This is a genomic window from Streptomyces sp. NPDC020489 (assembly GCF_044386545.1).
GTDB lineage: Bacteria > Actinomycetota > Actinomycetes > Streptomycetales > Streptomycetaceae > Streptomyces.
This window is the reverse complement of the sequence record NZ_JBIRUZ010000001.1, coordinates 170018-192609: the sequence shown is the minus strand read 5'-3', so window position 1 is coordinate 192609 and position 22592 is coordinate 170018. Positions and strand designations below refer to the sequence as shown.

Annotated in this window: 22 protein-coding genes; 8 read left to right on the top strand and 14 right to left on the bottom strand. The window is 72.6% G+C overall.

Going from position 1 to position 22592, the window contains the following annotated elements; all coding sequences use genetic code 11:
- The first annotated feature begins 14 nt into the window (after window positions 1-14).
- From ACH41F_RS00805 to ACH41F_RS00795, 3 genes are read left to right on the top strand one after another with little or no spacing between them, the layout of a single operon-like run.
- On the top strand, window positions 15-281 hold the full coding sequence (locus ACH41F_RS00805; protein WP_398831938.1) for a protealysin inhibitor emfourin: 267 nt from the start codon (window positions 15-17) through the stop codon (window positions 279-281).
- 58 nt (window positions 282-339) lie between these two features.
- Window positions 340-1650: a GH1 family beta-glucosidase gene (locus ACH41F_RS00800; protein ID WP_398831937.1), complete on the top strand. Its 1311-nt coding sequence runs from the start codon at window positions 340-342 to the stop codon at window positions 1648-1650.
- Window positions 1647-2888 (top strand): MFS transporter, encoded by a 1242-nt coding sequence (locus tag ACH41F_RS00795; protein WP_391229144.1) that lies wholly within the window; start codon window positions 1647-1649, stop codon window positions 2886-2888. Before ACH41F_RS00800 ends, ACH41F_RS00795 begins: the two co-directional genes overlap by 4 nt.
- 31 nt (window positions 2889-2919) lie before the next feature.
- On the opposite strand, the gene era is transcribed toward ACH41F_RS00795, so the two are convergent.
- The gene (era, locus tag ACH41F_RS00790) at window positions 2920-3882 is read right to left on the bottom strand and encodes a GTPase Era (protein WP_391229142.1); all 963 of its coding nucleotides are present in this window, start codon (window positions 3880-3882) and stop codon (window positions 2920-2922) included.
- Window positions 3883-4036: 154 nt separating this feature from the next.
- On the opposite strand from era, the gene ACH41F_RS00785 reads away from it, so the two are divergent.
- Together ACH41F_RS00785 and ACH41F_RS00780 are read left to right on the top strand one after the other, a co-directional pair.
- The gene (locus ACH41F_RS00785) at window positions 4037-5377 is read left to right on the top strand and encodes an ammonium transporter (protein ID WP_398831933.1); all 1341 of its coding nucleotides are present in this window, start codon (window positions 4037-4039) and stop codon (window positions 5375-5377) included.
- Window positions 5374-5712 carry a P-II family nitrogen regulator gene (locus ACH41F_RS00780; protein ID WP_391229139.1) on the top strand — a complete coding sequence of 113 codons (339 nt, stop codon included), beginning with the start codon at window positions 5374-5376 and terminating at the stop codon, window positions 5710-5712. Before ACH41F_RS00785 ends, ACH41F_RS00780 begins: the two co-directional genes overlap by 4 nt.
- Window positions 5713-5776: 64 nt before the next feature.
- On the opposite strand, the gene ACH41F_RS00775 is transcribed toward ACH41F_RS00780, so the two are convergent.
- The 5 genes from ACH41F_RS00775 to ACH41F_RS00755 are packed head-to-tail and all read right to left on the bottom strand — an operon-like array spanning window position 5777 to window position 9420.
- Window positions 5777-6130, bottom strand: a complete 354-nt coding sequence (locus ACH41F_RS00775; RefSeq protein ID WP_391229138.1) for a cytidine deaminase — start codon at window positions 6128-6130, stop codon at window positions 5777-5779.
- Between the two features lie 54 nt (window positions 6131-6184).
- Complete coding sequence (locus tag ACH41F_RS00770; RefSeq protein ID WP_391229137.1) at window positions 6185-6544, bottom strand: MmcQ/YjbR family DNA-binding protein; 360 nt, start codon at window positions 6542-6544, stop codon at window positions 6185-6187.
- Window positions 6541-7839 (bottom strand): CNNM domain-containing protein, encoded by a 1299-nt coding sequence (locus ACH41F_RS00765; RefSeq protein ID WP_391229135.1) that lies wholly within the window; start codon window positions 7837-7839, stop codon window positions 6541-6543. Before ACH41F_RS00765 ends, ACH41F_RS00770 begins: the two co-directional genes overlap by 4 nt.
- Window positions 7836-8333, bottom strand: a complete 498-nt coding sequence (gene ybeY / locus ACH41F_RS00760) for an rRNA maturation RNase YbeY (protein WP_391229133.1) — start codon at window positions 8331-8333, stop codon at window positions 7836-7838. The genes ACH41F_RS00765 and ybeY overlap by 4 nt, the downstream gene beginning before the upstream one ends.
- Before the next feature lie 13 nt (window positions 8334-8346).
- The gene (locus ACH41F_RS00755) at window positions 8347-9420 is read right to left on the bottom strand and encodes a PhoH family protein (protein WP_391229132.1); all 1074 of its coding nucleotides are present in this window, start codon (window positions 9418-9420) and stop codon (window positions 8347-8349) included.
- 273 nt (window positions 9421-9693) lie between these two features.
- On the opposite strand from ACH41F_RS00755, the gene ACH41F_RS00750 reads away from it, so the two are divergent.
- Window positions 9694-10404, top strand: a complete 711-nt coding sequence (locus ACH41F_RS00750) for an FAD binding domain-containing protein (protein ID WP_398831929.1) — start codon at window positions 9694-9696, stop codon at window positions 10402-10404.
- 619 nt (window positions 10405-11023) lie between these two features.
- On the opposite strand, the gene ACH41F_RS00745 is transcribed toward ACH41F_RS00750, so the two are convergent.
- On the bottom strand, window positions 11024-12157 hold the full coding sequence (locus ACH41F_RS00745) for a PfkB family carbohydrate kinase (protein WP_391229129.1): 1134 nt from the start codon (window positions 12155-12157) through the stop codon (window positions 11024-11026).
- Window positions 12158-12472: 315 nt separating this feature from the next.
- Complete coding sequence (locus ACH41F_RS00740; RefSeq protein ID WP_398831926.1) at window positions 12473-13810, bottom strand: glucarate dehydratase family protein; 1338 nt, start codon at window positions 13808-13810, stop codon at window positions 12473-12475.
- Between the two features lie 535 nt (window positions 13811-14345).
- Here ACH41F_RS00740 and ACH41F_RS00735 point away from each other — a divergent pair.
- Window positions 14346-15530: an MFS transporter gene (locus ACH41F_RS00735; RefSeq protein ID WP_398831923.1), complete on the top strand. Its 1185-nt coding sequence runs from the start codon at window positions 14346-14348 to the stop codon at window positions 15528-15530.
- A gap of 21 nt (window positions 15531-15551) precedes the next feature.
- Here ACH41F_RS00735 and ACH41F_RS00730 read toward each other — a convergent pair whose 3' ends face one another.
- The 5 genes from ACH41F_RS00730 to ACH41F_RS00710 are packed head-to-tail and all read right to left on the bottom strand — an operon-like array spanning window position 15552 to window position 21662.
- A complete protein-coding gene (locus ACH41F_RS00730; protein ID WP_398831921.1) occupies window positions 15552-16541 on the bottom strand; it encodes an adenosine deaminase in 990 nt (329 codons plus the stop codon).
- Window positions 16542-16561: 20 nt separating this feature from the next.
- The gene (locus ACH41F_RS00725; RefSeq protein ID WP_398831918.1) at window positions 16562-17467 is read right to left on the bottom strand and encodes a ribonuclease Z; all 906 of its coding nucleotides are present in this window, start codon (window positions 17465-17467) and stop codon (window positions 16562-16564) included.
- A 6-nt stretch (window positions 17468-17473) separates the two neighbouring features.
- Window positions 17474-17827, bottom strand: a complete 354-nt coding sequence (locus ACH41F_RS00720; RefSeq protein WP_391229120.1) for an HIT domain-containing protein — start codon at window positions 17825-17827, stop codon at window positions 17474-17476.
- Between the two features lie 46 nt (window positions 17828-17873).
- Window positions 17874-21074, bottom strand: a complete 3201-nt coding sequence (locus ACH41F_RS00715) for a S41 family peptidase (protein ID WP_398831915.1) — start codon at window positions 21072-21074, stop codon at window positions 17874-17876.
- A 57-nt stretch (window positions 21075-21131) separates the two neighbouring features.
- On the bottom strand, window positions 21132-21662 hold the full coding sequence (locus tag ACH41F_RS00710) for a hypothetical protein (protein WP_391229118.1): 531 nt from the start codon (window positions 21660-21662) through the stop codon (window positions 21132-21134).
- Window positions 21663-21832: 170 nt separating this feature from the next.
- Here ACH41F_RS00710 and ACH41F_RS00705 point away from each other — a divergent pair, with 170 nt between their 5' ends.
- On the top strand, window positions 21833-22252 hold the full coding sequence (locus tag ACH41F_RS00705) for a hypothetical protein (RefSeq protein ID WP_391229116.1): 420 nt from the start codon (window positions 21833-21835) through the stop codon (window positions 22250-22252).
- Here ACH41F_RS00705 and ACH41F_RS00700 read toward each other — a convergent pair.
- The gene (locus ACH41F_RS00700) at window positions 22194-22586 is read right to left on the bottom strand and encodes a VOC family protein (RefSeq protein ID WP_391229115.1); all 393 of its coding nucleotides are present in this window, start codon (window positions 22584-22586) and stop codon (window positions 22194-22196) included. The two genes, ACH41F_RS00705 and ACH41F_RS00700, sit on opposite strands and share 59 nt — an antisense overlap.
- Window positions 22587-22592: the final 6 nt, after the last annotated feature.

The following is a 22592-nucleotide window of genomic DNA, read 5'->3' as shown; positions in this document are numbered from 1 at the left end:
CTAGACACGGACCCATGCGTATTCGAGTGAGCCGTACCGGTGGATTCGCGGGCATCGAACGTCACGCCGAGGTGGACACCGTGGGGCGGTCCGACGCCCACGAGTGGCACGCCCTGGCCGAGCAGGCACTCGCCGCCGGCCGGGGCACACCACCCCTCGGCGTGCCCGACGGGTTCGCCTACGAGATCACCGTGGACGACAGGACGGTCTACGCCGCCGACCCGAGCCTGACCGAGGAGCAGCGCAGCCTGATCTCGCGCGTACTGAAGGAGGGCGCGTAACCGCGGGTTCCCGCTTGCCCGTTGACTTCCGTTACCGCTGGTACGGATGATCCGGCCCATGGCGACTGAACAGCATCCGATACCCCGCTTCCCGGCCGGCTTCCTGTGGGGCGTCTCGACCTCGGCCCACCAGATCGAGGGCGCGGCGGACCTGCGCGAGCCGTCCGTGTGGGACGCCTTCACCTCCGAGCCGGGGCGGGTGAAGGACGGCTCCACGGCGGTGGTCGCCTGCGACCACTACCACCGCTACCGCGAGGACGTGTCCCTGCTGGCCGGCCTGGGCGTGGACGCGTACCGCTTCTCGATCTCCTGGCCGCGGGTGAACTCCCCGGGCGGCCTCGACTTCTACGACCGCCTCGTCGACGAACTCCTCGCCGCGGGCGTCCGCCCGGTCCCGACCCTCTTCCACTGGGACCTGCCGCTCACGCTCGACTGGCTGGACCGGGACACCGCCTCCCGGTTCGCGGAGTACGTCTCCCTCGTGGCCGACCGCCTCGGCGACCGCGTCACGAAGTGGATCACCCTCAACGAGCCCGCCGAACACACCCTGTTCGGCCACGCGCTCGGCGCCCACGCCCCGGGCAAGCAGCTGATGTTCGACGCGCTGCCCGCCGCCCACCACCAACTCCTGGGCCACGGCCTGGCCGTACAGGCGCTGCGCGCGGCCGGCGCCGCGGACATCGGCATCGCCAACTCGCACGGCCCGACCTGGCCGGCCTCCCAGGAGCAGCCCGACCTGGAGGCCGCGGACTTCTACGACCTGCTCCTGAACCGCCTGTTCGCCGAACCGGTCCTGCTGGGTGAATACCCCTCCGGCCTCGGCGATCTGATGCCGGGCGACGTCGCCGCCGACCTCAAGGTCATCGCCGAGCCGCTCGACTTCTACGGCGTCAACTACTACGCGCCGACCCGCGTGGGCGCCCCGCAGGGCACCGACATCGAGTTCGGCGGCCTGACCATCCCCGCCGAACTCCCCTTCTCCGTCGAGGAGATCGAGAACGTGCCGGTGACGGACTTCGGCTGGCCGGTGGTCCCCGAGGGACTCACCGAACTCCTCACCGGCTTCTCGGACCGCTACGGCGACCGGCTGCCGCCCGTCGTCATCACCGAGAACGGCTGCTCCTACCCGGGCACCGACGACCAGGACCGGATCGCCTACCTCGACGGCCATGTGCGCGCGCTGCACCGGGCGGTGGAGGCGGGCGTCGACGTCCGCGGGTACTTCGTGTGGTCGCTGCTCGACAATTTCGAGTGGGCGGAGGGCTACGCGCGGCGCTTCGGACTGGTCCACGTGGACTTCGAGACCCAGGCGAGGACACCCAAGGCGTCCTACGGCTGGTACCGGGACGTGCTCCGGGCCCAGAGGTGACCACCGGCGCCCTCGCGGAGCCCGTCGACCGGGTCGGCCGGGGCTGGACGTCGGCGCTGTCACTGGCCAACGTGGCGATCTGGGTGGGCTGGTACGGCCCGCTCCAGATCCTCCTGGCCCGGCAGGCGGAGGACTTCGCGCCCGGCGCCGGGATGTCGAAGGAGACGCTGCTGGCGTGGGTGACCGGGGCGGGCGCGGTGGTGTCGCTGGCGGCGAACCCCTTCTTCGGCGCCCTGTCCGACCGCACCACGGCCCGCTGGGGCCGCCGCAGCCCGTGGATCGTGGCCGGTGCGGCGGGCGGCGCGCTGTCGCTGCTGCTGCTCGCCGGGGCGGACGGACTGTGGCTCATGACCCTCGGCTGGTGCCTGGTCCAACTCACCCTGAACGCGGCCTTCGCGGCGGTCACGGCGGCCGTGCCGGACCGGGTGCCGCGGCTCCAGCGGGGCGTGGTGGGCGGCTGGATCGGCGCGGCGCAGATCCTGGGCGCGGTCGTCGGCACGGGACTGGCGACCGCGGCGGGCGGCATCGCGGCGGGCTACGCGGCGTGCGCGGTGTTCACCCTCGCGGGGGTGCTGCCGTACGTGCTGCGCCACCGCGATCTCAGCCTGCCGGCCGCGGACCGGCCGCCCTGGTCCTGGGGGTCGTTCGCGCGCGGCTTCTGGCTGAGCCCGCGCCGGTACCCGGACCTCGCCTGGGCCTGGCTGACCCGCTTCCTGATCAACCTCAGCAACGCGCTGGTGATCCTCTACCTCCTCTACTACCTGCGGGACGGTCTGCGCCACGACGACCCCGAGCAGGGCGTGCTCGTCCTGACCGCGGTCAACAGCGTGACGCTGCTGGCCACGGTCGTGGTGGGCGGCGTCCTGTCGGACCGGGTGGGCCGCCGCAAGCCGTTCGTGCGGTGGTCCGGGGTGCTGATGGCGGCGGCGACGGCCCTGCTGGCCGGGTGGCAGACCTGGCCGAGCGCGATCGTGGTGGCGGCGCTGCTGGGGGTGGGCCTCGGGGTGTTCATGTCGGTCGACTTCGCTCTGATGACCGACGTGCTGCCCACGGCCCTGGACCGCGGCAAGGACCTCGGCGTCATCAACGTCGCCAACGCCCTCCCCCAGGTCGCCGCCCCCGCCCTGGCCGCGCCGATCGTGACGCACCTGGGCGGATACCGGGTGCTGTACGCGGTGGCGGCGGCCGTGGGGCTCGCGGGGGCGGTGCTGGTGGGACGGATCAAGGCAGTGGAGTAGGCCCTGGGCGCGTCGGGAGGTCCCCGGGCTTCTAGAAGCCCAGCTTGCGCAGCTGGCGCGGGTCCCGCTGCCAGTCCTTCGCGACCTTCACATGGAGGTCCAGGAAGACCGGCGTGCCGAGCAGGGCCTCGATCTGCTTGCGGCTCTTGATGCCGACCTCCTTCAGGCGCTTGCCCTTGGGGCCGATGATGATGCCCTTCTGGCTGGGGCGCTCGATGTAGACGAAGGCGTGGATGTCCAGGAGCGGCTTGTCCGCGGGGCGGTCCTCGCGGGGGAGCATCTCCTCGACGACCACCGCGATGGAGTGCGGGAGCTCGTCGCGCACGCCCTCCAGCGCGGCCTCTCGGATCAGCTCCGCGATCATGATCTGCTCGGGCTCGTCGGTGAGCTCGCCGTCGGGGTAGAGCGCGGGCCCCTCGGGGAGCATCGGGATCAGCAGGTCCGCAAGCAGGTCGACCTGCTTGTTCGCCGTCGCCGACACCGGGACGATCTCCGCCCACTCGATGCCCAGCTCCTTGCCGAGCTGGTCGATCGCGATCAGCTGCTCGGCGAGGGTCTTGGAGTCGACCAGGTCCGTCTTGGTGACGATGGCGACCTTCGGGGACTTCTTGATCGCCGCCAGTTCCTTCGCGATGAAGCGGTCACCGGGACCGAGCTTCTCGTTCGCCGGGATGCAGAACCCGATCACGTCGACCTCGGCCCACGTGGTGCGGACGACGTCGTTGAGCCGCTCACCGAGCAGCGTGCGCGGCTTGTGCAGCCCGGGGGTGTCGACGAGGATCAGCTGGGCGTCGGGCCGGTGCACGATGCCGCGTACCGTGTGCCGCGTGGTCTGCGGCTGGTTCGCGGTGATCGCCACCTTCTTGCCGACCAGAGCGTTCGTGAGGGTGGACTTGCCCGCGTTGGGACGGCCCACGAAGCAGGCGAAGCCCGCACGGTGCCCGGACTCGGCGGACTGCTCGGATGACTGACTGCGCACGCTCATGGGCCCCATTCTCCCTGATCCCCGGAGCCCCGCCGTACATCCGTCCGCACACGCCGCCGACGGTGAGCCGCCGGTAACCCCACGGCAATGAAACCTCGCCGAAACACACCTGTACACGTCCGGAAACGCGGGCCGGTGACCCTCTGACGAGCCCCCACTCCCGTTGGAGACCTCCGTGACCTTCGCCGCCGCCCAAGCCGCCCGAGCCGCAGAGATCGACACCGGCGACACCGCCTGGCTGCTGGCCGCCACCGCCCTCGTCCTGCTGATGACCCCGGGCCTCGCCCTGTTCTACGGCGGCATGGTCCGCACGAAGAGCGTCCTCAACATGCTCATGATGAGCTTCGTGTCGATCGCCTTGGTCACCGTGGTGTGGCTGGCCGCAGGCTACTCGCTCGCCTTCGGCCAGGACGCGGGCGGCGGACTCATCGGCGGCCTGGAGCACGCGGGCATGTCCGGGCTCGGCCCCGACAGCGTCAAGGGCACCGTCCCCACCCTGCTCTTCGCCACCTTCCAGCTGACCTTCGCGATCATCACCGCCGCGCTGATCAGCGGCGCGGTCGCGGACCGGGCGAAGTTCGGGGCCTGGCTGGTGTTCGTCCCCGTCTGGGCGCTGCTCGTATACGTTCCGGTCGCCCACTGGGTCTGGGGTCCCGGCGGCTGGATCCTCGACCGGCTCGGCGCCCTCGACTTCGCGGGCGGCCTCCCCGTCGAGATCACCTCCGGCGCCTCGGGACTGGCGCTCTGCCTGGTCCTCGGCCCGCGCCTGGGCTTCAAGAAGGACGCCATGCGCCCGCACAACCTCCCCATGGTCATGCTCGGCGCCGGTCTGCTGTGGTTCGGCTGGTTCGGCTTCAACGCCGGCTCCGCCCTCGGCGCGAACGGCCTCGCCGCCGCCGCGTTCCTCAACACCCTCGCGGCCGGCTGCACGGGCCTGCTGGGCTGGCTCTTCGTCGAGCAGAAGCGCGACGGCCACGCGACGACGCTGGGCGCCGCGTCCGGCGCGGTCGCCGGTCTGGTCGCGATCACACCCTCCTGCGGCTCGGTCTCCCTGCTCGGCGCGCTCGTCGTCGGCCTCGCCGCCGGTGTCGTCTGCTCGTACGCCGTGGGCTGGAAGTTCCGGCTGAACTACGACGACTCGCTCGACGTCGTCGGCGTCCACCTGGTCGGCGGCGTCATCGGCACCCTCCTGATCGGCGTCTTCGCCGTGGAGTCGATGACCGGCTCCACCGAGGGACTGCTGTACGGCGGCGGCCTCGCCCAGCTCGGCAAGCAGCTGGTGGCCGTGGTCACCGTGGGCGCGTACGCCTTCCTGGTGACGTACGGCATCGCCAAGCTGATCGACAAGGTGCTGGGCTTCCGGGCCACCGAGGAGCAGGAGCAGACCGGTCTCGACCTTACGGTGCACGCCGAGACGGCATACGATCACGGCGTCCTGGGCCACGGCGCCCCGGTCAGCTCCTCCGTCGTCCCCTCCGCCCAGAAGGTCAAGTCCCAGGCATGAAGCTCATCACCGCGATCGTCAAGCCGTACCGCCTCGACGAGGTCAAGACGGCGCTCCAGGAGATCGGCGTGCACGGCCTGACCGTGACCGAGGCCAGCGGGTACGGCCGGCAGCGCGGCCACACCGAGGTGTACCGCGGCGCCGAGTACCAGGTCGACCTGGTCCCCAAGGTCCGCATCGAGGTCGTCGTCGAGGACGCCGACTCCGACGCCGTGATCGACGCGATCGTCAAGGCCGCCCACACCGGCAAGATCGGCGACGGCAAGGTGTGGGCGCTGCCGGTCGAGACGGTCGTACGGGTACGCACGGGCGAACGCGGCCCCGACGCCCTCTGAACCGACGGCGGCACGGACTCCTCGACGCCGCCGGGAGGCAGGCGCGGGACCCGCCCGCGCTCGCTCACCCCGCGGCGAGCGTCTCCCGCACCGCCCCGTCCGGCCCGGCGACCAGCACCGGCGTCCCCGCCCCACCCAGATCCCGCACCGCCGAGAGGTCCTCCGCGGCGACCCCCTCCGCCTCAGTCACCACCGCCGCCGCCTCCAACGATCTCGCCCCAGACGCCACGGCCATCGCCACCGCCGTCCGCAGCGCACTCAGCCGCAGCGAGGCAAGCTCCACCGTGCCCGCCACATACGTACGCCCCGTCTCGTCCCGCACGGCCGCGCCCTCGGGCACACCGTTGCGCGCCCGCGCGGAACGGGCGAGGGTGACGATCTTGCGGTCTTCGGGGTCAAGCGCGCTGCTGTCGGTCATGAGCCGAGCATACGTAGACCCCGGACCCCGGCCCGCCAAGGGTCCCGCGAGGCCTCAGGAGCGGTCGAGCCGCAGCCGCTCGGCCCGCGGCAACCCGGCCACGACCAGGTCGTAGGAGTCCTCGACGAGCTCGCGCACCAGCCGGTCCGGCAGCCCCCCGTCGACCGTGACGGTGTTCCAGTGCCGCTTGTTCATGTGGTACCCGGGAGCGATCAGCCCCTCGTGCTCACCCCGCAGCCGGATAGCGTCCTCGGGGTCGCACTTGAGGTTGACCTTCAGCGGCCGCGCGTCGATCCAGCTCAGCGCGAACATCTTGCCCCGCACCTTGAAGACGGAGATCTCCGGCGAGAACGGGAACTCCTCCACCGCGGCGTTGAAGGAGAGACAGAAGGCGCGCAGCTGCTCGGGGGTCACTCCGGCTCGTCCTCCTCCTTCGGCGGCTCCACCGGCTCCACCAGCACGGTCACGATCTTGTTCCGCCGCCCGGCCGCCGCCTCCGCGGTGAGCCGCAGCCCACGCCCGTCCGGCAGCTCCACCACCGAGGAGGCCCCGGCGATCGGCACCCGGCCCAGCGCCTTGGCGAGCAGCCCGCCGACGGTCTCCACGTCCTCGTCGTCGTACTCGTCGAGCCCGTACAGCTCGCCCAGGTCGGTGATGTCCAGACGGGCGGTCACCCGGTAGCGGTCCTCGCCCAGCTCCTCCACCGGCGGCAGCTCACGGTCGTACTCATCCGTGATCTCGCCGACGATCTCCTCGAGAATGTCCTCGATCGTGACGATGCCGGCGGTGCCGCCGTACTCGTCGATGACGACGGCGACGTGATTGCGGTCCCGCTGCATCTCACGGAGCAGGTCACCGGCGTTCTTGGTGTCCGGCACGAAGGCCGCGGGCCGCATCGCCGTCGACACCAGCTCGCTCTCCGCGTCCCGGCTGATGTGCGTCTTGCGGGCCAGATCCTTCAGATACACGATCCCGACAATGTCGTCCTCGCTCTCCCCGGTGACCGGTATGCGCGAGAAACCCGAGCGCAGGGCGAGGGTGAGGGCCTGCCGGATCGTCTTGTAACGCTCGATGACGACCAGGTCCGTCCTCGGGACCATGACCTCCCGTACGAGGGTGTCGCCGAGCTCGAAGACCGAGTGCACCATCCGGCGCTCGTCGTCCTCGATCAGCGACTCCGCCTCCGCGAGGTCGACCAGCGCACGCAGCTCCGCCTCGGAGGCGAAGGGCCCGCGGCGGAAACCCTTGCCGGGAGTGAGCGCGTTGCCGATGAGGATCAGCAGGTTCGGGATCGGGCCCATGATCCGCGCGAGCGGCAGCAGGACGTACGCGGCCGCCGTGGACGTGTTCAACGGGTGCTGGCGGCCGATGGTGCGCGGGGAGACCCCCACGGCGACGTACGACACCAGCACCATGACACCGATGGCGACCAAAAGGGCCTCGGTGGTCCCGTCGAACTCCTTCAGGCAGGCGTACGTGACGATCGCGGCCGCCGCCATCTCACACGCGACGCGCACCAGCAGCGCCACGTTGAGATAGCGGGTCGGATCGGCCGCGACCTGGGCGAGCTTCGCGCTGCCGCGGCGGCCGGAACGGACGGCTTCCTCGGCACGGAAGCTGGACATCCGCGCGAGGCCCGCCTCCGCGCAGGCGGCGAGCCACGCGACGACGACCAGGGCGATCGCGCCGGAGACGAGGGGAAGGCTCATGACACGGTCGGGGCCGGGGACGGGCCCGTGTGGCCCTTCTCCGCGCGCCAGCCGTCCACGATGGCCGCCTGGAGGCCGAACATCTCGGCCTTCTCGTCGGGCTCCTCGTGGTCGTAGCCGAGCAGGTGCAGCACGCCGTGGACGGTGAGCAGCTGGAGCTCCTCGTCCATGGAGTGCTGCGTCGGCGCCTCCTCACCCTGCTTCTTGGCGACCTCGGGGCAGAGCACGATGTCGCCGAGGAGGCCCTGCGGGGGCTCGTCGTCGTCCTTCGACGGCGGACGCAGCTCGTCCATCGGGAAGGACATGACGTCCGTCGGCCCCGGCAGGTCCATCCACTGGATGTGCAGCTGCTCCATGGCGTCGGTGTCCACGACGATCACCGACAGCTCGGAGAGCGGGTGGATGCGCATCCGCGCGAGCGCGTAGCGGGCGATGTCGAGGATCGCCTGCTCGTCGACCTCGGTTCCGGACTCGTTGTTGACGTCGATCGACATGGTGCGGTTGCTTCTACTTCCCCTTGTGCCCGGACTGCCCGCCCCGGCCGCCCTTGTGGGTGCCGTTCTCGGTGCCGTGCTCGCTGTCGTACTGCTCGTACGCGTCGACGATACGGCCGACGAGCTTGTGCCGTACGACGTCCTGCGAGGACAGGCGGGAGAAGTGGACGTCGTCGAGGCCCTCCAGGATGTCCTGCACCTGCCGCAGACCCGACTTGGTGCCGTTGGGCAGGTCGACCTGGGTCACGTCACCCGTGATCACGATCTTCGAGTCGAAGCCGAGCCGGGTGAGGAACATCTTCATCTGCTCGGGGCTGGTGTTCTGGGCCTCGTCCAGGATGATGAAGGCGTCATTGAGGGTGCGACCCCTCATGTACGCCAGCGGGGCGACCTCGATGGTCCCGGCGGCCATGAGCCGGGGGATCGAGTCCGGGTCCAGCATGTCGTGCAGGGCGTCGTACAGCGGGCGCAGGTACGGGTCGATCTTCTCGTAGAGCGTGCCCGGCAGGAAGCCGAGCCGCTCGCCGGCCTCGACCGCGGGGCGGGTCAGGATGATGCGGTTGACCTGCTTGGACTGCAGGGCCTGGACCGCCTTGGCCATGGCGAGGTAGGTCTTGCCGGTACCGGCGGGGCCGATGCCGAAGACGATCGTGTGCTTGTCGATCGCGTCGACGTACCGCTTCTGGTTCAGGGTCTTGGGCCGGATCGTGCGGCCGCGCGAGGAGAGGATGTTCTGGGTGAGCACCTCGGCCGGGGTCTCCGGGCCGTCACCCTCGCCGTTCTCACTCGCTCTGAGCATGGCGATCGAGCGTTCCACTGCGTCCTCCGTCATCGGCTGTCCGGTGCGGAGCACCAGCATCATCTCGTCGAACAGGCGCTGGATGAGGGCGACTTCGGCCGGGTCGCCGACCGCGCTGACCTCGTTGCCCCGGACATGGATGTCGGCCGCCGGGAAGGCCGTCTCGATCACGCGCAGCAGGGAGTCGCCGGACCCCAGCACGGTCACCATGGGGTGCTGGGCGGGGACGGTGAACTCTGCTCTCGCCTGCCCCTGCGCGGGTGTGCGATCTGTGGGTGTCTGAGTCATGGGCCGGCTCTGAAGGCCTTGCTCGTCCTCCTCGAAACGACTCGCCCGCCACTCGGGCGGCCTGGCGGTTTCCAGGGTACGCCGGGGGACTGACAACCCCGTAGGGCTTTTCGGGCCCGGGCCGGTGCCGGGGTGCCGGAGGATGGAGGGCGCCCTCGGTGCAGCGGTGAGCCCTGCATGCGACCCCCGCGCGCGTGGGCAGAATCCGCCCGTCGGTGCCACACATGTTCGGGGCGACGAGGTCGCCCGCCCGCCGGGGAAAGCAGGTCGGCCGTGCTCTTGCGTCTGCCCACGTCCGTGTCCGAGGCACAGCGGTGCCTGTCCGAGGGAGCGATACCCGTCGGTGGTGCCACGCTCCAGTGGGCCGTCTGGCAGCGGGACGGCTTCCCGGAGCAGGCGATGTCGCTGCGCGAGGTGCCGGAGGCCAATGTGCTCGGTGCCGAGGAGCTGGGGGCGGCGGTGCTGCTGTCCCGGGTCGACGACCGGGTTCCCGAGGCGCTGCGCGGGGCGGCCGCGCGGGTGGGCACGGGGGCCGTTCGCCGGGCCGCGACGGTCGGCGGGAACATCGTCGGCAGCACGCTGCGCTGTCTGCTGCCCGCGGCCCTCGTCCTGGACGCCCGCGCCACGGCGCTGGACGCGCAGGGCCCCTACGAGACGGACCTCGCCGAACTGACGGCGAAGCGTCCGCTCCTGCTCAGCCTGCGCTGGCGCACCCCTCTTGCCAGCGGCCACCGCAAGCTCCCCGACGCCCCCGGCGGCGAACCGCCCCTGGTCGTGACCACGGCCGTGCGCGACGACCACGTCCTGAGGGTCGCGGTGCGCGTCGGCTACGACGTCTCGTGCGAGAGCGTCCCGTGCGCCACGGACCCCGCCCCGGCCCTGGAGGCCCTGTCCCGCACCTCGCTCGGCACCCTGCCCGCGGAGGCGTGGGACGTGGTCCGCGAGGAGGTCACGGCGGTTTTGGCCCGCGCGGCCGGTCGCTGACGGGGGCCGTCACGCCGAGGGGCGGGGCGGTAGGCGGATGGGCGGGGCCTCGGGCCGAGGGGCGGGGCGGCAGGCCGAGCGGGGCGGGGCCTCAGGCCGAGCGGGGCGGGCCTCGGGCCGAGGGATGGAGTCTCACGCCCAGCGGCGGAAGCCGAGCGTCGGAACCGCCCGGCGCGGGGGCCAGGATCGTGGGCCCGCGCGGGGCGTCACGCCGAGCGGCGGAACCCGATCACCGGTACGCCCGGCCCAGGAGCCAGCGCAGCGGGCCTGCGCAAGGCCCCACGCCGAGCGGCGCAAACCGATCGACGACACCGCCCGACCCAGCGGCCAACGCCGTGGGCCTCCGCGCGGCGTCACTCCGAGGGGCGGAAGCCGATCGTCGGTACCGCCCCGTACCGCCCGCCGACGCGGCCAGCGCCGGGCCCCCGCCAGGCCTCACGCCAAGCGCCGCAAACCGATCCCCGGTACCGCCCGATGGAGCCGCCACCGCCGGGCCCGCGCAGAGCCTCACCCGCACGGCCGGTACCGCCGACCTAGGAGCCGGCGCCGGGCCCGCGCAGAGCCTCACCCGCACCGCCGGTACCGCAGCCCCAGGAGCCGGCGCCGGGCCCGCGCGGTCTCACGCCGAGCGGCGGAAGCCGATCGTCGGTACTGCGCGGCGTAGGGGCCAGGGGCGGGCCTGTTCCGTCGGGACCAGGTCGGCGAGGAAGCCGTAGCGGCGCAGGGCCGCGGGGTCCTGGCCGGGCACGGACTGGACCCGGCGCCACCACGCCCCGATCTCGGACCAGCCCGGCGCCGACAGCGAGCCGCCGAACTCCTGGACCGACAGGGCGGCCGTGAGCCCCGCGAAGGCCAGCCGGTCGGCGAGCGGCCAGCCGGCCAGTGTGCCGGTGACGAAGCCGGCCACGAAGACGTCACCGGCGCCGGTGGGATCGAGGGCCTCCACGGCGATGGCGGGGACCTCGGCGCTCTCCCCGGTCCGCCGGTCCACCGCGTACGCGCCCTCCGCGCCGAGGGTGACCACCGCGAGCGGCACGTGCGCGGTGAGGGCGTGGGCCGCCTCGCGCGGGCAGGAGGTGCGGGTGTAGCGCATGGCCTCCTCGGCGTTCGGCAGGAAGGCCTCGCAGTGCTCCAGGTCGGCCAGCCCCGCCAGGTCCCACGCCCCGGTCTCGTCCCAGCCGACGTCACCGAAGATCTTGGTGCCCTTGCTCGCGGCCTGGGCGATCCAGGGGGCCCGCTTGCCCGGCACGAGCGACGCCACGGCGGCACGCGCGCGCGGCGGGCAGTCGGGGGCCGGCTCCTCGGGGGGCGGCTCGTGGCCGTGGGAGACCATCGTGCGCTCGCCCTCGTAGGCCATCGACACGGTGACCGGGGAGTGCCAGCCGCTGACCGTGCGGGACGGGGAGAGGTCGATGCCCTCGCCCTGCTCCAGCGCGTCCCAGCAGTACTCGCCGTAGTGGTCGGAGCCGAAGGCGGCCGCGAGGGACGTCCTCAGGCCGAGCCGGGCCAGCGCGGTCGCCATGTTGGCGACACCGCCGGGGCTCGACCCCATCCCGCGCGCCCAGGACTCGGTCCCGCGCACCGGGGCGGAGTCGAGCCCGGTGAAGATGATGTCGAGGAAGACGGGGCCGGTCAGATACACGTCCCAGGGCGGGTCGTCCGGTGTGCGCACGGCGGCCAGCGGGTCGACCTGGGCCTGACGGTGCCCGGCTGTCCCGGTGTCGTACGACGGTCCCTTCCCGGACGCGATCACGGTGCGCTCCCTGACGTGGTGCCGATCAGGCCAGTTTGCACCACGTCACCGACAACCGGCCGCCGCTCACCCGCGACCCGCCCGGCACGTCAGGGGTGTCGACGGCGCCGGCCCGCCGTCCCGCGCCGCGCCCGGTGGGACCCCCGGGGCGGGAGCGGCCCAGGGTGCCGTGGCGACCGCGTCCGGATCCGGTCGGTGCGCCCCCGCCGCGCGCGTACCCCACGCACCCCACGCACCCCACGCACCCCACGCACCAGAAGTACGCCCGGCTCGGCCGAAACCCGACGACCCCCCGTGGGGCCGGGACGCCGCGCCCTACCAGCGGGGCACCGCCGGCGTCACCCAGCCCGGTTCGGCGACCCGCATCGCCGCCGCGTCGTCGCGCTCGCGCAGCGACCCGTCGTCGTCGAGCCACCGCCGGTGCAGGAACGCCAGCTTCTCGCGGTCGAGTTCGACGCCGAGGCCGGGTGCGTCAGCGACCCGCACGGACCCGTCCTCGAAGGTCAGCCGCTCGGTCAGCACGTCCTCCGACTGCCAGGGGTAGTGCGAGTCGCAGGCGTGGTGCAGGTTCGGGACCGTCGACGCCACGTGGGTCATCGCGGCCAGCGAGATGCCCAGGTGGGTGTTGGAGTGCATGGAGACGCCCACCCCGAACGTCCGGCAGATCGCGGCGAGTTGCTGGGTGTTGCGCAGCCCGCCCCAGTAGTGGTGGTCCGAGAGCACCACCTGCACGGCGTCCTTGGTGAACGCCTCCTTGATCTCCGCGAAGGTCGTCACGCACATGTTGGTGGCGAGCGGCACGTCGGTCCCCGCGGACACCTCGGCCATGGCGGGCGTGCCGAGCGTCGGGTCCTCCAGGTACTCCAGGACGTCCCCCAGCTCCTCGGCGACCTTCAGCGAGGTCGCCACGGACCAGGCCCCGTTGGGGTCGAGCCGCAGGGGGTGCCCGGGGAAGGCCTCGGCCAGCGCGCGGACCGCCGCGATCTCCTGCTCCGGTGGGAACACGCCGCCCTTGAGCTTGAACGAGGTGAATCCGTACCGCTGGGTGAACTGCCGCGCCTGCGCCACCACCCCGGCCGGGTCCAGCGCCGCGCCCCAGTCGTCCTTCTCGCAGGCCACGCCCTCGGGGTGGTCGGCCCACTTGTAGAACAGGTACGCGCTGTACTCGACGGTGTCCCGCACCTTCCCGCCGAGCAGGGCGTGCACGGGCATCCCGATCGCCCGGCCCCACGCGTCCAGACAGGCGACCTCGAACCCGGAGACGACCGAGAGCCGCAGTTTGTCGGCGGTCTGGACACCGCGCAGTCCGCCGACGTCGACCTGCCCCGAGACCAGCGCGGAGTCGACCGCGACGTCGTCGGCGAGGGTGAACAGCCCGTTCAGATCGCTGACCCGTCGCCCCACCAGCGTCTGCGCGAACGGCCGCGCCAGCTCCAGGTACTTGGTGTCCCCGTACGTCTCGCCGAGCCCGACGACCCCGTCGGCGGTCTCCACCTCGACGATCAGCCGGGGGGTGTACGGCTGGTGCACGCCCTGCGTGTTGAGCAGGGGCGGGTCGGCGACGAGGATCGGGGTCAGCCGTACGTCCGTGATCGTGAGGTTCACAGGGTCTCTCCTACGAGGTCGCCGGTATCGAGACCCACTCTCGCGCATCTCCCTACGTGGACGTCATCCATGAGGGGAGACGAATCGCGCGGTTCCCTGCGGGGGTGCCGCCGTAGGCCGTCGCGCTGCTGCGGCACCGTGGGTGGCTGGTCGCGCAGTTCCCCGCGCCCCTGAGGGGGTGCCGCCCTAGGCCGTCGCGCTGCTGCCGCGCCGTCGTGGCTGGTCGCGCAGTTCCCCGCGCCCCTGAGGGGGTGCCGCCCCAAGCCGTCGAGCTGCTGCCGCGCCGTGGTGGCTGGTCGCGCAGTTCCCCGCGCCCCTGAGGGGGTGCCGCCCTAGGCCGTCGCGCTGCTGCCGCGCCGTCGTGGCTGGTCGCGCAGTTCCTCGCGCCCCTTGGGGCGTTGCCGGGGCGGGCGCTTTTACCCGCCCTCCCTCGCCCGAAACGCGACGTGCCTCAGATCACACCCCCCGCGCTTCTTTCCGGAACCGCGTGCTTGATACAAATTGCCCGCGCGTTCCTGTCCGTCGACGGTCGGCGCCCAATCCCCTTCTTGAGCCGCTCCTTTCGCATGCCCTTGGAACGCCCGTGTTCGCCCCCCGCACCATCCCCTGGCCCCTCGTCGCCCTTTTCACCGCCGGGTACCTCGCCCCGTACCTCCTGCCGACCACCGTCGGCAGACTGGACTCGGGGCTGCCTCTGACCGCCACCCAGGCGGGCGCCGTCGGCAGCGCGCTGCTGCTGAGTTCGGCGTCCGCGGGGTTCCTGCTGGCGTCGAAGGTGGACCGGATCGGCGCGCGGAGGCTGGCGCGCGTCGGACTCGCCCTCGCGGTGGCCGGCTACGGCTGGGCCGCGCTCAGCGGCAGCGTAGTGGCCGTCGTCACCGGCGCGGTGATCGGCGGGTTCGGATCCGGTACGGCCACCACGGTCGCCGCCACCGGCATCGCCGCGCAGCGCGACCCGCACCGGACGACCACGCTCGGCCTGCTCGGCGTCTCCGCGCTCGCGGGTGCCGTCTATCTGACCGTCCCGCACCTGGGCCCGGGCCACGGGCAGCCGCTGGCCGCGATCGCCCTCACCGCCCTGGCGGTCTGGCCCCTGACGAACCGTCTCCCGCTGCACACCCCGACCCCGCGGACCCGGCGGACGAGGACCCCGCTCCCCCATCTGCGGGCCGGCCTGCTCCTCGCCGCCACGCTCCCCTGCTGGTCCCTCGCCCAGAACGCGCTCTGGGGCGTCAGCGGCCGGATCGGCCTCACCCAGGCCCATCTGACGGAGACCACGGTCGGCGCGGTCTTCGCCGTGGCGCTCGGCGCGGGCCTGCTGGGCGTCATCGGCGCGGGCACCCTCGGGCCCCGCCTCGGCCACGCCCTGCCGGTCGGCGGGGGCACGGCTCTGATCGCCGCCTGCATCGCGCTGAGCGCGTCCGCGACCGACCTGACGACGTTCGCGACGGGTGAGATCGCCTGGAACACGCTCTACCCGATCGTCCTGTCGTACGTCATAGGCCTGGCCGCCTCCCTGGACCCGCGCGGCAGATGGGCGGTCCTGGTCGGCTCGGCGTCCTCCCTGGGCACGGCGGCGGGCCCCCTGACGGGCAGCCTGCTGGCGGCCCAGGCGGGCTTCCCGGCGATGGGCCTGGTCCTGGCGGCGGGCCTGCTGGTGATCACGGCGCCGATGACCGCGGTGGCGCTGGGCGTGGGCAGGCGCCCGCTGCCGGTGGTGGAGATCCAGGTGGAGACCCAGGCGTACGACAAGGCGACAGCCGCCTGAACACGCCCCCCGCCGGGGGCCCTAGAACTCGTACGCCGCCACCTCGGCGAGATACCGCTCCCGCCGCTCCTCGTCATGCTCCAGGAAGGACGCGACGAAGGAGTTGCGGGCCAGCTCCCGCAACTGCTCCTCGCCCAGGCCCAGTGCCGAGCTCACCGCGTCGAAGTTGTCCCCCGCGTATCCCCCGAAGTAGGCGGGGTCGTCGGAGTTGACCGTGCACAGCAGCCCGGCGTCGAGCATGGCGGGCAGCGGATGGTCGGCCAGTACGTCGACCGTCCGCAGTCGCACGTTGGACAGCGGGCACAGCGTCAGCGGTACACGGTCCCGCACCAGTCGGGCCACCAGCTCCGGTGACTCCACGCACCGCAGCCCGTGGTCGATGCGTTCCACGCCGAGCACGTCGAGCGCCTCGACGATGTACTCCGGCGGCCCCTCCTCCCCGGCGTGGGCGACGCGCCGCAGACCGAGGGCCGCGGCGGCCTCGTACACCTCGCGGAACTTCGCGGGCGGATGCCCGACCTCGGCGGAGTCGAGGCCGACGCCGACGATCCGGTCGAGGTAGGGCTTGGCGGCCTCCAGCGTCCGAAGGGCCGACTCGGCCGACTCGTCCCGCAGGAAGCACATGATCAGCTGGGTGGAGACGCCGTGGTTCGTCTCGCTCGCGCCGAGCGCCCGCCACAGCCCGTCCACCACCGTGCCCATGGGGACACCGCGCGCGATGTGCGCCTGCGGGTCGAAGAAGATCTCCGCGTGTCGTACCCCCTGGGCGGCGGCTCGGGCCAGATACGCGTTCGCGAGGTCCTCGAAGTCACGTTCGGTGCGGAGCACGGCCATGAGCTCGTAGTACAGGTTCAGGAAGGACTGGAGGTCCTCGAAGGCGTAGGCCTTGCGCAGGGCGTCCGTGTCGGCGTACGGCAGTTCGACTCCGTTGCGCGCGGCGAGCTCGAACGCCAGCTCGGGCTCCAGGGTGCCTTCGATGTGCAGGTGCAGTTCCGCTTTGGGGAGGGGCATCAAAGCATCGTACGGCCGATTTATCTGCGCTTCGGAAGCGGCACCCGCAGCAGGTCGTGAGCCACCGTCAGCTCGCCGTCGAACCCGGCGGCCCGCGCCTGCCGTTCGAACTCGTCGGGGTCGGTGTAGCGCTGGCTGAAGTGGGTGAGCACGAGGTGCCGTACGCCGCACTCGCGGGCGACGGTGGCGGCCTGCCCGGCGGTGAGGTGACCGTGCTCGACCGCGAGGGTCGTGTCCTCGTCGAGGAAGGTCGACTCGATGACGAGCATGTCGCAGCGCTCGGCGAGGGCGTACACGCCGTCGCAGAGCCGGGTGTCCATGACGAAGGCGAACCGCTGCCCGCGCCGGACCTCGCTGACGTCCTCCAGCCGGACCCCGTCGACGGCGCCCTCGCGCTGGATCCGGCCGACGTCCGGGCCCTTGATGCCGTGCGCGGCGAGACGGTCGGGCAGCATGCGGCGCCCGTCGGGTTCGACGAGGCGGTAGCCGTACGACTCGACGGGGTGCGAGAGCTTGCGGGCCTGGAGCGTGTAGGAGGGGGTCGTGGCCAGGACACCGTCCGCGTCGGCCGGCGCCTCGGTGAGGGTGACGGTCTCGCGGTAGGCGGTGGCGTACCGCAGCCGGTCGAAGAAGTGCTGGCCCGACCTCGGGTAGTGGGCGGTGATCTGGTGCGGCACCCGGTCGAGGTTGATGCGCTGGATGACGCCCGCGAGTCCGAGGGAGTGGTCGCCGTGGAAGTGGGTGACGCAGATCCGGTGCAGGTCGTGCGCGGCGACGCCGGCCCGCAGCATCTGGCGCTGGGTGCCCTCCCCGGGGTCGAAGAGGATGCCCTGGCCGTCCCAGCGCAGGAGGTAGCCGTTGTGGTTGCGGTGCCGGGTGGGGACCTGGCTGGCGGTGCCGAGGACCACGAGTTCGCGTACGGACACGGCGACTTACCCGGGGGGCCAGGCGAGACCGCGGCCGCCGAGGACGTGCGCGTGGACGTGCCAGACGGTCTGACCGGCGCCGCTGCCGGTGTTGAAGACGATGCGGTAGCTCTCCGCCTTCTCCTCGTCGGCGACGGCCTGCGCCTCGCGGAGCACGTCGGCCGCGACGGACGGCTCGGCGGCGGCGAGGGCGGCGGCGTTCTCGTAGTGGACCTTGGGGATCACCAGGACGTGCGTGGGGGCCTGGGGGTTGATGTCCCGGAAGGCGACGGTGGTGTCGGTCTCGCGGACGATCGTCGCCGGGATGGCCCCCGCGACGATCTTGCAGAACAGGCAGTCGTCCTGCGGTTCCCCTGGCATGTGGTGTCCCTTCGGTCGCGGCTGTGGGGGCATCGTACCGAGCAGGTCAGTCAAGCGGCGGCGGCACCTTGGCGGGTGTCCCCTCCAGGGCCTCCAGCGCGATACGCACCGCCTCGTCGAGCTGGACGTCCCGCCCCGCCGCGTGGTCCTGCGGCCGCTGGACGACCTCGACGTCCGGGTCGACGCCGTGGTTCTCCACGCCCCACTCGTGACCCTCCAGCCAGAAGGCGTACTTGGGCTGGGTGATCAGGGTCCCGTCCACGAGCCGGTAGCGGCTGTCGATGCCGATCACCCCGCCCCAGGTGCGGGTGCCGACCACCGGTCCGATGCCCAGCGCCTTGATCGCCGCGTTGACGATGTCGCCGTCGGACCCGGAGAACTCGTTCGCCACGGCGACCACCGGCCCGCGCGGCGCGTCCTGCGGATAGCTGTAGGCCCGCATCCCGCGCGGCAGGGCCCAGCCGACGATCCGCCGGGCCAGTTTCTCGACGACCAGCTGGGAGGTGTGGCCGCCGCGGTTCTCCCGGACGTCGACGACCAGCCCCTCGCGGGCCACCTCGACCCTGAGGTCCCGGTGGATCTGGGCCCAGCCGGGGGCCTGCATGTCGGGCACGTGGAGGTAGCCGAGCCGGCCGCCGGACCGCTCGTGGACGTACCCCCGCCGGTCCGTCACCCAGGCGTGGTAGCGCAGCGGTTCCTCGTCGGCGGTCGGTACGACGACGGCGTGCCGGAGGTCTCCGCCGCCGGACGGCGAGACGGTCAGCTCGATCGGCTTGCCCGCGGTGCCGACGAGCAGCGGTCCGGGGCCGGTGACCGGGTCGACGGGGTGCCCGCCGACCGCGACGATCGCGTCGCCCGCGCGCACCGCGACGCCGGGCGCGGCGAGCGGGGAGCGGGCGTCGGGGTCGGAGGTCTCGGTCGGCAGGATCCGGTCGATCCGCCAACTGCCGTCCTCGTGCCGGGAGATGTCCGCGCCGAGCAGCCCCTGGCGGGGCCCGTGGCCGTGGCCGCCGCGCGGCACGACGTAGGCGTGCGAGGTGCCGAGCTCGCCCTGGACCTCCCACAGCAGGTCGACGAGGTCGTCATGGGTGGCGACCCGGTCCACCACCGGGCGGTAGCGGTCCAGGACGCCGGACCAGTCGACGCCGCTCATGTCGGGGCGCCAGAAGTGGTCCCGCATGATGCGGCCGGTCTCCTCGTACATCTGCCGCCACTCCGCCGAGGGGTCGACGTTCTGGCGGACCCGGTCGAGGTCGACGGTGATGTTGGTGTCGCTGTCGTCGTCGCCGGAGGCGCGCCGGTCGCTGGGGACGACCTTCAGCCGGCCGTCGGTCCACAGCAGCACCCGCTTGCCGTCGCCGCTGACGGCGAAGTGGTCGGCGTCGGCGGCGAGATGCTCCAGGCGCTGCTGGGCGAGGTCGTAGCGCTCCAGCTCGGTCCTGGGGTCGGGGTCGTCCGGGGTGGCCCGGGAGGAGCCGAGGACGCCCTGGACGGGGTGGCGCAGCCACAGCACGCCGTCCTTGGCGGCGCGCAGGTTCGAGTAGCGGGCGGCCTCCACGGGGAAGGGCACGATCCGGTCGGCGAGCCCCTCCAGGTCGATGCGGGTGGCCGGGGTGCCCTCGCTGTCGGGGGTCTCGTCCTTGTCCGGCGCCTCGAAGGACCGGCCGTGCCGCTGCGGGCCGAACGGCGAGGGCGTGGTCGCGGCCAGCGTGATCAGGTGCGGGCGGTCGCCGTCCACGAAGGCCAGGTCGAAGACGTGCTCGTCGTAGACCGGGTCGAAGGAGCGGCTGGAGAGGAAGGCGAGGTGTTTGCCGTCGAGGGTGAAGGCGGGCGCGTAGTCCTGGAAGCGCAGCGGGGTGGCCTCGGTGACGGACAGGTCGGTGGTGTGGGCGAGGCGGAGCTGGCGCAGCGGGCGCGGGCCCGGGTGGGACCAGGCGAGCCAGGTGGAGTCGGGCGAGAAGACGAGGCCGGAGACGTCGCCGTCCTCGCTGCGGTCCACCTCGCGGACCTCGCCGGTCTCCCGTTCGACGAGCAGGACGCGTCCGTCGTGCGCGGCGACCGCGGCCCGGCTGCCGTCGGGGGCCATGGCGAGGCCGAGGACCCGGCCGAGTTGTCCGGCGGCGAGGCGGCGCGGGGTGGCGCCGGGGGCGAGTCCGGTGGCGGGCGCGAACTCCAGGGCGTCCTCGCCCTCGGCGTCGGTCACCCACACCGCCCACTCCTCGCCCTCGGTGCGGAAGGTGCGGGGCAGCCGGGCGCGGACGCCGGGTTCGGCGGCGAGCGCGCGGGCCGGGCCCAAGCGGTGGGTGACCCAGTGCACGGCGCCCCGGACGGCGATGGCGCTGCCGCGCGCGGTGTGGTCGGGGGCGGCGGAGCCGAACCAGCGGGCGGCGTTCAGCGCGAACGGCTGCCGGGCGGTGCGCTGTCCGCCGAGTCGCACGTCGAGGCGGCGTGGCTCGGCCCCCTCGAGGTCGTCCAGGATCCACAGTTCACCGGCGCAGGCGTAGACGACCCGGGTGCCGTCACCGGCCGCGTGCCGGGCGTAGAAGCCGTCGGTGGGGGTGTGGCGGCGCAGGTCGGATCCGTCGGCGAGGCAGGAGTACAGCGCGCCGACGCCTTCGTGGTCGCTGAGGAAGGCGATCCTGCCCGCGGCGGCCCACAGCGGGAACTCGAGGTTCCCGTCCAGGTCCTCGTGGAGCCGTACGAACTCCCCGTCGCCCTCGCGGTCGATCCACAGCTTGCCCGCCGTGCCGCCCCGGTACCGCTTCCACCAGGCGGCCTCCCGCCCCATCGGCGCGGACAGCAGCACGGTGGACGGCCCGTGGGCGACGGCGCCGACGGGTCCGTACGGCAGCACGGTCGAGGGTCCGCCGTCGAGCGGGACGGTGTGCGCCCAGGAGCGGCGCAGGCTGGCCTGGCCGTGGGTGGTGAGGGCGAGGACCTGCCCGTCCGGGGTCCAGCCGCGCACCTGGGTACGCGGACTCCCCCAGTGCGTCAGGCGCTTGGCGGGGCCGCCGTCGACCGGGGCGAGGTGCACCTCGGGGGCGCCGTCGCGGGTGGAGGTCCAGGCGACGGTGGTGCCGTCGGGCGAGATGCGCGGGGTGGTGACCGGCACGTGGTCGGCGCTGACCCGCCAGGCCCGGCCGCCGTCGAGGGGCGCGACCCACACGTCGTCCTCGGCGGTGAAGGTCACCAAGTCGCCGTGCAGGTGCGGGAATCGGAGATACGAGGGCGTCGCGGGCCGGGTCACCCGGTCAGCCTACGCAGGGGTGGTCCCCGGCGGACAGGGCGCTGGATCACTTGACGGTCACTTGCCCTGGACGGGCCGGCAGTCCGGGTACCTGTCGCACCAGATGGTCTCCGTGACGGTCACGGTGACGGTGGCTCCGGGCCGTCCGTCGCCACCCGGGTTGTTCGGCTCGGGCGAGGCGTTGCAGTTGCCGAGCCCGTTGACCTGGAACCACTGCTTGCCGTCGACCTTCGCGGTCAACTCACCTCGGACGCACTGTCCGTTGACGACCCGGGTGATCTTCCCGTCGACGTCGATGTCCTTGCCGTCGGTGGTCTCACCCGTGCAGGTGACCTCGGCGACGGCGTTCTCGGTCGCCGTCGGGGTGGACCGGTCGCCGTAGGAGGCCTGGCAGGTCAGCCACTGCACCTCGGCCTTCTGTCGCTCCAGCTCCCGGGTCACGGTCTGGTCGGTCGTGTACGCCACGGACGCGGAGTTCAGCCCCGCCGGGTCACAGGCGACGGCACCGCCCACACCCACGACGACCAGCGCCGCCGCGGCGAGTCCACGTCGCCCCCGGCGCCGCCAAATCCTCCTCAATGCCCCCATGGAGGGCAGCTTCCCACTGTCCCGGCCGTCACGGAAGAGCGCATACGGACACTCTCCGCCCTCCCCAGCCACTCGGGTGTCGGACGAGCGGACAGGCATACGGTCCTCGCGCGTTCGAGCGGACAGAAGAACCCGAGGACCGGGCATCGCCCGCCGTCTACGGTGACCCCATGCGCAACGACCGCCGGGTCCGCCGGCTCGTGGTGGACGAGCGGGTGACCTACGAGTGGACCTTCCGTCAGAAGAGGACCGACGGCGTCTGGCGGGACGTCCTCACGCTGCACCGGGGCCGTGATCGCACCCGGTTCGTCTTCCGGGCCGGCGGGCCGGGTTCGGGGCGGTACGTCTCCGAGGGGGACATCTGGTTCCAGGGCTGGGCCGTGGACGGCCGCGGGGCGGGGATCAACCTGCGCGAGCCCGCCGTCGTACGCGCCCTGGTCGACGAGGCGGGCCGGCGCGGCCTGCTGCCGGCGGGCGAGCGGGAGGTGGACGGCTGGGAGCTGTTCCACGCCGTCGCCGCGGCCGTCGATCTCAGGAGCGCAGCAGCAGCCACTGCTGGAGCTCCACCAGGTTGCCCTCCGGGTCCTTGAGGTGGGCGACCCGCATGCGGTCGGTCATGGGGGCGGGGCCGTGCAGGAGGGTGGCGCCGCGTTCGGTGATCTGCGCGCAGTAGGTGTCGAGGTCGTCGACGCGGAGCACGACCAGGGACCGGTGCCCGCTCGCCGCGCCGCCCAACTCCCCCAGGACTCCGGCCATCATGGACCGGTCCTGGAGCGCGATCCCGGCCGAGCCGGTGGTGGGGCTGAACTTCTCGTACGGTCCCTGTGTCGCGCCCGACTGCGGCTTGAGGCCGAGGACGTCGGCGTAGAAGCGGTAGCAGGCGGGGAAGTCGCTGACGAGCAGCCGGACTTGTGCGAGTTCCACGGGGTT